The sequence below is a fragment of the Chloracidobacterium sp. N genome, assembly GCF_018304765.1.
In the GTDB taxonomy this organism is placed as follows: Bacteria; Acidobacteriota; Blastocatellia; order Chloracidobacteriales; family Chloracidobacteriaceae; genus Chloracidobacterium; species Chloracidobacterium aggregatum.
This window is the reverse complement of record NZ_CP072642.1, coordinates 2,050,424-2,063,631: the sequence shown is the minus strand read 5'-3', so window position 1 is coordinate 2,063,631 and position 13,208 is coordinate 2,050,424. Positions and strand designations below refer to the sequence as shown.

8 protein-coding genes are annotated in these 13,208 nt (G+C 64.5%); 4 read left to right on the top strand and 4 right to left on the bottom strand.

Annotated elements, in window-relative coordinates; translation table 11 throughout:
• Window positions 1–26: 26 nt before the first annotated feature.
• Window positions 27–2,231 carry a S46 family peptidase gene (locus tag J8C05_RS08600; protein ID WP_211421807.1) on the bottom strand — a complete coding sequence of 735 codons (2,205 nt, stop codon included), beginning with the start codon at window positions 2,229–2,231 and terminating at the stop codon, window positions 27–29.
• Window positions 2,232–2,352: 121 nt separating this feature from the next.
• On the opposite strand from J8C05_RS08600, the gene hrpB reads away from it, so the two are divergent.
• Window positions 2,353–4,833, top strand: a complete 2,481-nt coding sequence (gene hrpB / locus J8C05_RS08595; RefSeq protein ID WP_211421806.1) for an ATP-dependent helicase HrpB — start codon at window positions 2,353–2,355, stop codon at window positions 4,831–4,833.
• Window positions 4,834–5,022: 189 nt separating this feature from the next.
• Here the strand turns inward: hrpB and J8C05_RS08590 are convergent, their stop codons facing one another.
• The 3 genes from J8C05_RS08590 to J8C05_RS08580 form a co-directional block, all read right to left on the bottom strand.
• Window positions 5,023–5,655, bottom strand: coding sequence for a hypothetical protein (locus J8C05_RS08590; protein WP_211421805.1), 633 nt, complete (start codon window positions 5,653–5,655; stop codon window positions 5,023–5,025).
• A gap of 89 nt (window positions 5,656–5,744) precedes the next feature.
• The gene (locus J8C05_RS08585) at window positions 5,745–6,413 is read right to left on the bottom strand and encodes a polyhydroxyalkanoate synthesis regulator DNA-binding domain-containing protein (protein ID WP_211421804.1); all 669 of its coding nucleotides are present in this window, start codon (window positions 6,411–6,413) and stop codon (window positions 5,745–5,747) included.
• Between the two features lie 159 nt (window positions 6,414–6,572).
• The gene (locus J8C05_RS08580; RefSeq protein ID WP_211421803.1) at window positions 6,573–7,694 is read right to left on the bottom strand and encodes an ATP phosphoribosyltransferase regulatory subunit; all 1,122 of its coding nucleotides are present in this window, start codon (window positions 7,692–7,694) and stop codon (window positions 6,573–6,575) included.
• A 204-nt stretch (window positions 7,695–7,898) separates the two neighbouring features.
• On the opposite strand from J8C05_RS08580, the gene J8C05_RS08575 reads away from it, so the two are divergent.
• From J8C05_RS08575 to J8C05_RS08565, 3 genes are all read left to right on the top strand, one after another.
• A complete protein-coding gene (locus J8C05_RS08575; protein WP_211421802.1) occupies window positions 7,899–10,832 on the top strand; it encodes a zinc ribbon domain-containing protein in 2,934 nt (977 codons plus the stop codon).
• Between the two features lie 155 nt (window positions 10,833–10,987).
• Window positions 10,988–11,827, top strand: a complete 840-nt coding sequence (locus J8C05_RS08570) for a DUF4388 domain-containing protein (RefSeq protein ID WP_058867034.1) — start codon at window positions 10,988–10,990, stop codon at window positions 11,825–11,827.
• 47 nt (window positions 11,828–11,874) lie between these two features.
• Window positions 11,875–13,146, top strand: a complete 1,272-nt coding sequence (locus J8C05_RS08565) for a hypothetical protein (protein ID WP_211421801.1) — start codon at window positions 11,875–11,877, stop codon at window positions 13,144–13,146.
• The last annotated feature ends 62 nt before the right edge of the window (window positions 13,147–13,208 follow it).

The window sequence follows — 13,208 nt, the reverse complement described above, 5'->3', positions numbered from 1 at the left end:
TCCCACACACCGTGTTGACCGGCGGTTCACCGGCGGGTTGCCGCGCCGCTGGCCGGCGCAAAGGTCATTTCCTTGAACAGGTAATCCGCTCCTGCCATTTTCTCGGTCAGGAACAGTACGTAGCGGATGTCCACGCTGATGGTGCGCTGGGCGTCGTAATCATACAGGAAGTCGTTGCCCAACCCTTCAAAATTGCCGTCGAAGACGACGCCGATGATTTCGCCGCGCCCGTTCAGGATGGGACTTCCCGAGTTGCCCCCAATGATGTCATTCGTGGAGAGAAAATTCACGGGCACATCGCCGAAACGCGGCTCGAAGTACCGGCCGTGATCCTTGCGCCGGTGCAGGTCAATGACAGCCTGGGGCGCGGCAAAGGGATCAACGCCACGGTCCTTTTCGACAACCCCAAACAGGGTCGTGTAGTAACGATAGGTCGCGCCGTCTTTGGGCGTGTAGCCTTTGACTTCGCCGTAGGTGAACCGCAGCGTACGGTTGGCGTCCGGGTAGAAGGGCTGGTTGCCGCGACTGGCCGCCAGAGCCGCAATGTAGCGCGCCCGCAGCGCGGTGACTTCAGCATTGAAACGTTCCGTGCGCTTGCGTGCAGCATCGTTTTCGGGGGCCAGCGCCAGCAGGAAGTTGAGTCCGGGGTCATCGAGCGCCCGGAGCTGGGCCGCCGACAGTTCAAACAGCACCTGTAACCGCCCCGGCGTGCTGTAGTAGGGCGATTCGATGATGTGCCGGGCGAGTTCCCGTTGCGCTGCCGCGCGCGCTTCTCCGGTTTTGCCTTCAAACTGCCGGTCGAGAAAGGCGATGCGGTAGCCCGCCGGCTGCTTGTCGGCCAGTTCAAAGAGCGCCACCAGTCGTTGTTGTTCGAGATGCACATTCCGGTCACGAAACAGGTTTGGAATGACGGCCTTGAGGCGGCTCGCCTGCGCTTCGATTTGCGGGTTGCGCTCGCCGGCCGGTTTTTCGGCTTCCACCGCACGCGCCACGGCCAGACTGGCGACACCGGCCACCTGGCTGATGAAACCGGGAATCCGCGGCAGCAGGAAATCCGTGGGCACGAACGGCCGCTGCTCCTCGTTGAGTTTGGTCAGTTTGGGAATGACATCACCGTACTTGGCCTGGTTTTCGGGTGTGCTGGCAATGAACTGCGCCAACGCGGCTTCTTCCTTGCGGCGGCGTTCGAGAAACTGGACGCGGCGGAGCGTACGCTGGGCGCCCTGGTACGCCTTGAGCGAGTTGCTCAGCCCGAAAATCTGCGAAGCCAGCGCCAGCGCCGTCTTGCGGTCGGCCCTGGCGGCTTCTTCGAGCGCGGCAATCTGGCCGGTGAAAAAGTCAATGAGCAGCGGAATCTGGAGGCGTTCATTGGTTTCCACCGAGGACGCTTCGCGGTAGCGGTTCGTGCGTCCCGGATAGCCCATGACCATGGTGAAGTCGCCTTCTTTGTAGCCGGCCAGCGAAATCGTCAGGTGCTTCTTCGGGCGGTAGGGCACGTTGTCTTTGGCGTAGGCCGCCGGGCGGTTGTCCTTGTTGGCATAGACGCGGAAAAAGGTGAAATCCCCGCAGTGGCGCGGCCACTCGAAGTTGTCCGGGTCGCCGCCGTAGTAGCCGATGTCCTTGGGCGGGGCATAGACCATCCGCACGTCGGGAAACACGTCATAGACGTAGAGGTAAAACTGCAACCCGCTGTTCATTTCGACGACCTGGGCCTGCCGGTTCGGCTGAGTCTGGGCGTCAATGATCTTTTTGCGGTTTTCGGCAATTTTTTTCTCCCGTTCCTCGGCGGTCATCTCCGGTGTGACGCCGGCAAGGACTTCCGCCGTGACATCCTTCATAATGTCGAGCACCTGAACGGTGTAGCCCGGCGTCGGCAGTTCTTCACTCCGGTTTTTGGCGACGAAGCCATTGGCGACATAATCCTTTTCCGGGGTGCTCAGGCTGGCGATGCCGTCGAAGGCGACGTGGTGGTTGGTCAGCAGAAGCCCTTCGGGAGAGATGAACTCCCCCGTGCCGCCGTCAATGATGACGATGGCATCCTTGAGGCTGGGGCCGTTCGGGTTGTAAATGTCTTCGGGTTTGAGGGTGAGACCCTTGGCCCGCATTTTGGCGAGAGGCAGGGTGTTGACCGTATCCGGCAGCCACATGCCTTCTTCGGCCTGGGTGAGGGTAAAGAAGCAGCCGGAAGACAGCACCAGGGCCAGCCCCCCGGCAATCAGTCGCTTGTACATAGGAAACAAACGCGCTCCATTTCAGGATGTTGTGTGTCGTGCATTCGCAGACGATAACCGGAAATGACACCGGCCGAAAGCAAGAGTCCGTAGGCAGCCTGCCAGGGAGGCCGGGCCGGTGATGCCGCTTCCCATTGACGCCTTTCTGCCCGGCATCGTTGAGACCCTGCGCGCGGCCGGTCGGCTGGTCATTCAGGCCGCTCCCGGCGCCGGAAAGACAACCCGTGTCCCGGCGGCGCTGCTGGAAGCCGGGCTGTCCGCATCAGGCGACATCGTGGTGGTCGTCCCGCGTCGCCTGGCAGCGCGCCTGGCGGCCCGTTTCGTGGCCCGGTCGTACGGGGAAGCTGTCGGGCAGACGGTCGGTTACACGGTTCGTTTCGATGACCGCACCGGCCCGGCGACCCGCCTGCGCTTCGTAACGGAGGGCATACTCACGCGCCGTCTGCTCCATGACCCAACCCTGCGCGGCACGGGCATCGTCATCGTGGATGAATTCCACGAACGGCATCTCTCCACCGATCTGGCGCTGGCGCACCTGCACCGGCTGCGGCAGGGCGCGCGTCCTGACCTCAAGGTGGTGGTCATGTCGGCGACGCTCGATGCCGAACGGGTGTCCGCCTTCCTTGCCGACGCACCGGTGGTGACGGTGCCGGGGCAGACCTTTCCGGTGACGGTGGACTACCTGCCGCCGCCGGGTGCGGTGCCCCTGTCCCGGCAGGTGGCGGCGGCTCTTGAGCGGTGCCTCCGGGAGGGACCCGACGGGGATGTACTCGTCTTCCTGCCGGGCATGGCCGAGATTCGCGCCTGCCTGCGGGAGTGCTCCCCGCTGGCCGCGCGCCACAATCTGGCGCTGCATGCTCTGCACGCCAGCCTGCCGGCGGCGGAGCAGGATGCTGCCGTACGGCCCAGGCCGCGCCGCAAGGTCATTCTGGCGACCAACGTCGCCGAGTCGGCCATCACGATTGAACAGGTGGCGGTTGTCATTGACAGCGGTCTGGTGCGCCGCGTGGAGTACGCAAGCTGGACGGGACTGCCCCAGACGACGATTGGGCGCGTCTCCCAGGCGTCCGCCATCCAGCGCGCCGGCCGCGCCGGCCGGACCCGTCCCGGACGCTGCCTGCGGCTCTACACCGAGGCGGATTTCAACCTGCGCCCGCCTTTTGAGACACCGGAGATTCACCGTACCGATCTGGCGGAGGCCGTCCTGGAACTGCGGGCCGCCGGCATCTGCGACATATCAACCTTTCCGTGGTTTGAGCCGCCAACGGCCGAGGCGCTGGCCGCGGCCGAAGCGGCCCTGCATCGCCTGGGGGCGCTCGACGCCGAAGGGGTGACAGCCGTTGGGCGTGCCATGCTCGAACTACCGGTTGCGCCACGTCTGGCGCGGCTCGTCGTCGAAGGGCGCCGGCAGGGTGTGGTACGGGAAGCCTGCCGGGTGGCGGCGCTGCTGGGGGAGCGCGATGTTCGCCGGGCATCCACCGTTCCGCCCGGCTACGGGCAATCGGATGTTCTGGCGCTGCTCGATACGTTTGAGACCGCCAACGAAGCCGGCACGGTGGCGCGGGTGCGGCAGGTCGAGCAGCAACTGCTGCGGTGTGTGCGCCGTCTGCCGCCGGAGCCGCGGCTGGCGTCGGCGGGAGAGGTTGCCGGGGAGGTCGAATTCCGGCTGGGGCGCTGCCTGCTCGTGGCGTTTCCTGACCGGGTGGGGCGGATGCGGCGGCGGCCCGACGGCGAACGTGAGGTACTTCTGCCCGGTGGTGGACGGGCCCGGCTGGCGGCGTCGAGTGTCGTGACGGAACCGGGGCTGGTCTTGGCGCTCGATGCTGAAACACAGATGGATGGAACGACGCTTGTGCGGCTGGCGAGCCGGATTTCGCCGGACTGGCTGCTAGAGCTGTTTTTCGATGCCATCGAGGAAACGGACACGCACGAGCTGAACGCCGAAGGGCGTGTCGTCCGTTTCCGGCGGCTGCTCTATCAGGGCATTGTTTTTGAGGAACGGGTGCCTCCGGCGGTTGAGCCAGCAGCCGCGGCCCGGTTGCTCGTTGACCGTCTGCGCGCGAGCGGAGGAAGTGTCTGGCCGGCCGAGCCGGCGCTGGATCGTTTGCAGGCACGGCTGGCCTTTGCGGCGGCCCATGTCCCGGAAGCCGGTCTCAAACCCTTTACCGACGATGATGTGTGGGCAGCCGTGGAGGAACTGTGTCTCGGTTGCGTGACGCTGGAGGAAGTCCGACAGGCGCTACAGAGGCAGCGCCTGTCCGCCTTGCTGCTGGCGCGGCTGACGCCGGTGCAGCGGGCGCGGCTCGATGACATTGCCCCGGAAAACCTGCCGCTGGGCCGCCGCCGTGTGTCCATCGGGTATCCGGCGGATGGGCCGCCATTCATCGCTGCACCCATTCAGGATTTCTTCGGGATCAAAGAAACCCCACGCCTGGCCCACGGGCGCGTTCCCGTCACCCTGCACCTGCTGGCACCCAATCGGCGGCCGGTTCAGGTCACGACCGATCTGGCTGGCTTCTGGAAACGGGCCTACCGTGAACTGCGCCCGCAACTTGCCCGGCGCTATCCAAAGCATGCCTTCCCGGAAGTGGGCAGCGAGTAGCGAGTGGAAGGGGCGACCGGCCGGTCGCCCATACTGGCGAGTGGCGACAGGTAGGGGCGGTTCGCGAACCGCCCGCACAAAAAGCAAAGATGCGCCCCGGTTGGAGCGCGTCGCGGAATTTGCCAGAAAGCCGTCGCAGGATAACGGTGCTGCCTGGTCGGCAGCCCGGTGCCGGCAGTGAGTAAACAACTAGGCCACAGCAGGCGTCGGTTCACCGGCCGGTTCGCCTTTGCGACGGGTCGGCGCCTTGGTTTCCTTGTCGAGCTTGCGCGACATCTTTTCAACCTGATTGAGAATGCGCTTGATGTCCGAGCCGTTGGCGAGGTCGAGCGACGCCACGACGTTGAGGACTTCCTCCCGCAGGGCTTCCTTGTCCAGTGCCGCCTTCTTCGACCGCGGGGTGGTCAGCTCCGTGAGCCGGCGCACCAGCCCGTCAAAAAACTTCTGAAGCTGCTCCGTCACCTGTCTGACCTGGGCGACAGGCATTTCACTGAGTTTGCTGACCTGCCGCTCGATGTCCTGCGGCGTGGGCAGGTTCAGGTTGGGCAGGTTCAGGTTGGGCATAGGCAATGTCGGAACGGTGAGTTCGACTTCGTTGCCGCGGGCCACGGCATCGTCAAAAAACTTCTTCACGGTGTCACGCACAACCAGCGTCGTGCCAATCCCGAACTTGACGCTTTTGACGGCCGCCTCGGAAACGATCTCAAAAGGTGGCCGCACCGTCGGTTGTTCAGCCAGCCGCTGGGCGGCCCGGGAACGGGGCTTGGAAGTCGTGGTTGTCGCTTTGCGGGTTGTTTTCCGGGTGGTCTTGGTCGTTGCCATACGAGTGCACTCCTTTATTGCGAGGGTATGTATTCAGAAAAATGAAGTCCGTGTGGTGGGTTGTACGAGGGGCAGTTGACAGTGAGGGATTACGACCGGACGGCGCGTGTGCGCTTCCGGGTGGTCATCCCGTGGCCGTTGGTGACACGTTGGGCGGACTCAGCAGCTCCTGCGCCGTCCACGCCGGCACCATCCAGCGGCACAGCCTGGGTAAGCTTTCCAAGCTGCTTTTCGAGTTCAGTCACCCGCCGCTGAAGCCGTCCGAATTCCCTTGCCGAAGGCACGCCGTGCGCCGCAAGCTGCTCAGTAACACATTGTGAAACAAAGGTTTCGATGACGGCCCGCAGCGCCGGCGCCAGTTGCTCGGCGCTTTCATCAGCGCTCGCCGTGCCCTTCACGCTGTGGCGGAGGGCGTCCCGGAGCATCGTCCCCAGCCGCTCAAACTGGCGGTCAATCTGTTGCACCGTGTCCAGCCCGGCCGAGACCGTCCGCCGCATGTAGCCAAAAAACAGATCGCTCGGCTGCCGGATGAACGACACCAGCGCGTTGCGGGAAATCGGCTCCGTTGGCTGGCGCACCGTCGCCGCCGCAATCTTCGAGAGGGTGGCTTCCGTAATGTCTTCGCCGCTTTCCTTGTCAATGACCTGCACTTCTTCTCCCGCCTGGATGAGATCGGCCAGTTCCTCCAGTTTCACGTAGCGTCGGGCGACGACATCGTACAGTTTGCGATTCGCGTAACGTTTGATTGTGCGTGCCATGGGTGTTGCCTCCATCCTGTGGCGTCGGAAGTTACGTCGTGGGCGGACGCTGAGGGGAGGATAACGCACTGCGTCAAAAAGTCAAGCGGAAAGTGATGCGATGCGGCAGAATTTTGCCGGTCCCGGAGTGCAAATACAACAAAACAAAAGGGAAATGGATTATCTTTCAGGGGAGCTGGAATGGCGCAGTGTGCGAATTTCAACCCGTTCACCCGCCCGCCGGCACTGCCGGGCGTACCGGAAGGCCGCGGTCAGGTCGTCGCCATCGGCGTCGAGCGCCGTCGTCCGGGGCATGGACACGGAAAGCGTCGGCAGCACCCGGATGAGGTGGTCGAGCGAAAGCTGAAAGCCCACGGCCGGCTCATCCACGCCAAACAGACGGGTCAGGGCATCGTACCGTCCGCCGCTCCCGACGGCCAGCCCGCTGCCGGGGACGTAGATGTGAAACGTCATCCCGGTGTAGTACCCCAGGCGGCCGACGGCGCCGGCATCGAAGGTCAGGCGGTCGGCAATGCCAAGGGCGGACGCGACATCAAAGACGTGTTCGAGGTCGTCCAGCGCCGCCAGAATGTGGTCATTGCGGGTCTGCGCACGCAGGTGGTGTAGGGCTGCGCTCTGCCCATGGACGCTCAGCAGGTCGCGCCAGAGGGCAGGAGCGGACTGCTCGCGCAGCCACGTTTTCAGGGCGTCGTACTGCCGCCGGTCAATGAGCTGGCGCAGGATTTCGCGCTGTCCGGCGGAAAGTCCCAGTTCTTCGGCGACGCCGGCGAGGATTCCGGCATGGCCCAGCGACACATGCACTTCCTCCAGTCCAAGCCGTTCGAGGGCTTCCAGCGCCACGAGCAGGACTTCGACATCGGCTTCGAGGCGGTCATTGCCGAAAAGTTCCGCGCCAAGTTGCCAGGTGGCGCTGGCGACACGGCGGGCGGCGTGGGTGTTGCGGAAAACTTCGCCGCCGTAGCACAGCCGGATGGGCCGCGGCCAGTCCCGGCAGCGCGTGGCGACGGTGCGTGCCACCAGCGAGGTCAAATCCGGGCGCAGCGCCAGCAACTCGCCTTCGACATCCGTAAAGCAGTAGGTGGCTTCCGCCGGATGGCTGCCCGTGCTCTGGACAAAAAGGGCATGGGCGTCATAGACCGGCAGCAGGATTTCCTCGTAGGACCAGCCGTGAAAGGTCTCGAACACAATGCGCTCGATGGTCCGGCGGCGGCGGACTTCCGGCCCGAGGACATAGGTGACGCCAGCCGGGAGTTTGAACCAGGTATCCGTTATCGTCGTCATGATTGCGGCCCGTGCTTTCTCAGATTTCGAGCAGGTGGCAACATCTTCCCACGCGCAAAAGACCGTGCTTGTAGTCCATTCCGGCGGTCAAGGCAAAACTGCTGCTTCGGGAACCGCGGCCGGGCGTCGCTGCCGGAGAGGGGAGAGCAGCCCGTGGCGGTCGTGATTTCTGTCTGACATCAGGAATCAGAGAGGGGGCCACCAATGTTGGAAGCAGACGTCACTTCGGGCGGAGGGGGTGCGGCCGGGCATCCGTATGGGGGTTGGTGTCCGAACTGTGGGGCGCCGCTGGCGGTTGGGCAGAAATACTGTATCCGGTGTGGATTGCGCTACGACGCAGTCGCCTTTGAGCGGTTGGCGGCGCTTGAGGCCGAACGCCGGGCCATTCTGATGTCGCTGCTGCCCACGGAAGCCAGCACCGCGAAAGCGGGTTCCGCGCCGGGCAGACCTGTGCCGCCAGTGCAGATGGAGACCGCGTTGGCCGAAACGGAGCCGGAGGCCGGGTGGCCGTCCGATGCTGATACCGGTTCTGTGGCGTGGTTGCTGCCGGTTCTGGTGTATGGCGGCGGGATGCTGATGGTCATCGGCGCGCTGGTGTACCTGCGGGGCATCATTCTGGAATATCCGGCGGTGCAGCTTGGTCTCGTCACGGCGGCCATGGCGGGGTTTTTCGGGCTGGCGGTGCGCGGTTTGCATCACGATCCCGACAATCTCCTGGCCCGGGGCTGGCTCTGGCTGGCGATGTTGCTGCTTCCGCTCAATTCCTGGTTGGGGGTTCGGCACGGCTGGCTGCCGTCCGGGGTCGGGTGGGCTTATGCGCTGGCGTGTGCCGTGGCGTACTGGTCGCTGGCCACATGGCTTGCTGACCGGGCCGTGCCCCACCTGGCGGTGGGTGTCGGGTTGGTGGCCGTCCTGTGGTTTGGGGTGGATGTCCTGCCGTCGGAAGCGGCGGCCTGCGGACTGCTGTCGGTCGTTGCGATGGGGCTGGCCGTCTGGTCGGTCCGTTTTCCGGCCCACATTGCGGCTGTGGCGGGTTGGTGGTGGGGTGCGGCCACTGTGGGATTGTGCGCGCTGACGACGCCTTCCCTTGGTGAATTCTGGCTGGGCGGCCTCACCGGCCTTTCATGTCTAGTGGTGGGGGCGGTGACGGCCAGCCAGGGCGCGGCCTGGGCATGGGTGGGCGGTGGTCTCGGCGTCCTGACGCTGGCCTATGGTCAATGGCTCGCGCTGCACAACCTGCCATCGGGCTGGCTGGCAACGGGTTGGGCCGGCTGGCTGTGGGTGCTCACCTTGGGGCAGATCGCAGCGGATCGCCGGGCGGAAACGGACCACGAAGAGCAGGCCCGACGTTTCTCTGTGCCGTGCAGGTGGGCGGGGCATCTTCTGGCGGGCGTCCTTGGTTTGTGGGCGCTGCTTGGCGTCGTCATCGGCTTTGACATCTGGCTTTTTGCAACGTCGGCTGGAATCACGCTCGGCCGCGGGCTGGCGACGGCTCATGAGTGTGTCGGGTACGGTCTGGCGTGGGCGCTCGTGGCGGGGTGGGGGGCGTGGCAGATGCGGAAAACGCTCCTGTGGTTTCCACTCTGCCTGGCGGTCGTGTCCATTCTGGCCATCTCCAGCGCCCTGACGATGGGCGCACGGGAGATACAGGTCATTTCTGGGCCGATGGCCCTGCTGGTGCTGCCGGTTGTGCTGTGTGCCACGCGCTTCGGGATTGAGTGGCTGGGCGCGTGGCTGGGGCGGGAGTACAGCACCGAGGTGGACACGAGCTTTGGTCTCGACTTCGGGCTGCCGCATCATCCGGCCATCGTGCCGTCGCGGTGGGTGGTGGATTTCTGCGCGGTTGTTCACCTGCTGGGGCTGGTGGTGCTGGCCGCGGAGGCATGGCATCCGGTTCACACGGTCGGGATTGCCATCCTGGCCCTTTATGGCGGCCTGGGATGGTTTCTGAGCAGTACGCCGGGTCTTCAGCGTGGGTATGCCCTGGCGCTGTGGGGTGTGGCCTACGTGGGGCTGGTGGTGACGGGGTGCGGCGCCGGGCAGGTGGGATGGCTCGACATCCTGCCCTGGGTGGCGCTGGTTGCCGGGGGCAGTGTCGTGGTGGTGTCCGCTCCGGTGGTGGATGAAAGCCACCTTCGCGCTGCATTACGGCAGGTCTCGCTGGTTGTGCTGGGGTGGGGCGTGCCGTCCGCGCTGGTTGGCATCGTGACCGCGACGGGGCCGGAAGCCGGGCACTTCCTGGCACTGGCATCGGCGGCTGGTGCGGGCTGGGTAGCCGCCGTCCGGCAGGTGGTTCCGCTGTGGGGGCTGTTGGCAACGGTGTGTGGCGGGCTGGCGGCCGTCCAGGCCGCGCGGCTCGCCGGATGTCCGATGGAAGCGTTGCCCATGGTTGGTGTGGTGTATGGCTACAGCGCGGCGTGGCTGGGGTGGCGGAGACCGCAGCGCGCCAAGGAGGGAGAAGCCGAACCGTCGTTGTGGGGATCACTGAACGCCGGCGGGCAGCTCTGCCTGTGGGTTGGGGCTGTGGGCGCGCTGGGCGTTCTGGAAGGTCAGTCCGCAGTGCTCGTCGGCTGTAGTCTTGTCTGCGCGGCCAGCGCATTGGCCGTAGCCAGTTTCCTTGCCCGGGATGCCACGCATGACCTGTACGCCGTAGCCGCGCTGGTGTGGGGCGCTGTGACTTACGTATGGGCGCTCAGCTACCTGGTGTTGCCGCCGTTTGAGCGGGTTGCCGCCCTGACTGTGCCCTATGGCGTGGTGGTGGCGGGTGTCGGCTGGCTCAAGTGGCGGTGGCAGCGCGGTCATCCGGTGCTGGCGCGCCTGCTCATCTGGCTGGGGAGCTTCGTCTTCTGCTTTCCGGTCGTCGTGCAGTCTATACTGCTCCGTCTGGATGGCAAGGGGGCGCCTGGCCAGGACATGCTGGCGGATGCAACGGCATTGACCGCACTGGTGCTGGGTCTGTCCACGCGCTGGAAAGCTCCGGCCTTTGCCGGCGGGACGGCGTTGGGGCTGCACCTGTCGGTGGTGTTGGCGGTCAGTGTGCCGTGGGGTGACGTGCCCTACGGCGTCTATCTGGCTCTGGTGGGACTGACGCTGTTTGTGACCGGCATCTGGTTGTGGCGGCGGTATCAGACCGACTAGCCCGCCGGCAAAACGGCTCCGGGGGGTTGCTACCGGGTGTCGATCAGATGGTGCATCGTGAATTGACACCACGGAAAAAACTCTGTTAGCTTAGCCCTACCTTCGTTATAGTTCATAACGCTTCCAAAACCTGTTTTTCCTGCCTGGAAAGCCCTATGCCGCTCGTAGGCGATCTCACCGACCTCGCACTGGTGGACATCATCCAAATCAACTGCGTCGGCCGCAACACGGCGCGGCTGACCGTTCACTACCCGATTGGCGATGGCGTGTTTTACTTTGCCGATGGTGAGGTGGTGGATGCGCGTCTCGGTAATCTGGTAGGGGTTGAAGCGGTGTACAAGGCCCTGGAGTATGACCAGGGAGCCTTTCGGATTGACACCGGCATTCCAGCGCCGACCCGCACGATTTTTGAGCCTTGGGCCAACCTCATCATGGAAGGGCTGCGGCTGCTGGACGAGGCCCGCGCGGGACGCGGAGAAGATGGTGAAGCCACCACACCCACGCCGACAGCGGCGCTGCCGACCCGGACGCCGACGACCACGAGTGGCGCAGCCCGGGTGGTCAACATTTACCAGGTGCTGGTCAATGATCTGACAAAAGTCAAAGGGATTGACATGGCGCTGGCGGTGGCGCGGGATGGCACCGTGCAGGCTGCCAGTAAAGTCAAATCAGCCGAAAAGCTGGGCATGATGGTGGCCCTGCTGGTTCACCTTGGACGGCTCATCACCGTGCCGAGCCGGGTGGGGGCCCTGTCCCGGATGACCATCAGCGTTGGCCCGAAGAAGGTAATGGTCTTCGACCTCGAAAACTACCTGGCGCTCATCGAGTTCAGTGCGGCGGTTCGGTTTGAAACCATGAGTCCACACATTGACCGCATCTTCCGCAAGATGCAGGCGCGCATCAACGGTGCAACCGAAGGGGTTTCGACGGGTTTGTTGGGTGGTACAGGTGCGCTGACCCCACCTGGGCCTTATGCGGGGCCGCTGACGATGTAGTGCTGTCGGCTTGGCGCTGCGACACCGGTTGATGTTGACGCTTGGCCATGATTGTTCCACGCGGAAAGCCAGTCCATGAAAACCTGAGCACTTCGTACGTCAACGTTGCGGCCCTGCTGGCTGATCTCCAGGTCAACGAGTTTACGGGCTATGTCTCCGTCGAGTTCTGGGGCTACAGTGGCTATGTGTTCCTGTCGCGCGGGCAGATTGTCAATGCCTACGAGGCGACGGAAACCTCTGTCCAGCGCGAGCGGCAGGCTTTGGACAACCTGCTGTCACGCGCCCAGGCGCGCAACGGCAAGGTCGGGTTCTTCCAGCACCCGGAAGAAGTCATCCAGGCCATTACCGGCATCATTGATGGTGAGCCGGTGCACCGCGATTTGTCTTCGGATTTTACCAACCTCGAAAAGCTCGTCGAAAAGCTCATCAAGTCCGGCACTGCCTGGTATGTTGAAGTCCTGTTTGAACAGGAACAGGGCGGCGGAATCATCTACGTTTTCGATGAGCGGGCCGAGGCCGTCGTTTCGGTCGCACCGACGGCTGGCGGCGAGTACGCCACGGCGCTGGGGAAGGACGGACTGGCACTGATTTACGACCGGGTTGCGCGGGGGGCCACGTTCAACGTCTATCGTGGGACGAGCACCCCGGCGGCTTCAATGGCGACCATCAAGCCGCTGGTCGCGCCGCCACGCCCGGAAATGCCGCCGGTCAGTCCGCCGCCGGTCAGTCGTCCCGGCCCCGTGACACCAGCGCCTGACCTGGCGCCACCCACCCTGCGCGTGCCGGAGGTGCAGCCCCTGCCCAGCGCGTCCCCGGTGGTGGATACGGTGCTCGTCGAGGACGTGGAGGACAGCGATTCACCGCTCGAACTCGAAGATGAAAGTATTCGCCCGCTGACCCGCGAGCAGTATGCCGAACTGGTCGGCTTGATGGGGGAGGTGGTGCGCGCCGTGGAATCCGGTGTCACGGAAGCCCTGCGCCGGGCGGATTTCGTACCGGCATTCCGTGAGGCGCTCATCAGCATTGCCACCCACTATCCCTTTCTTGACCCTTTTGCGGCCGAGTTTGAGTATGCCGATGGCATGGCCACGTTTCGCGGCAAGGCGCGTCCGGCAGACTTCGTGGTGGGGCTTTCGCAGGCGCTCCGGCTTACCGTCACCGATCTGGACCGGCGCGCGCCGGAAACCCAGCTTCGCCAGCATATCGAGGCGGCATTGCGGGCGTTACATCAGCGGCGGCGGGCGGAGTTCGAGCGGTACGGTCTGGAAATCGCCACAAACGAAATTCTGGCACCCTCGGCCGGATACCCGGCCGGATAGGTGGCGGCACTGGTTCCAGTCAGCGGGACGCCGTGAGTATTGTGAATCGAGCCTTGATTGGT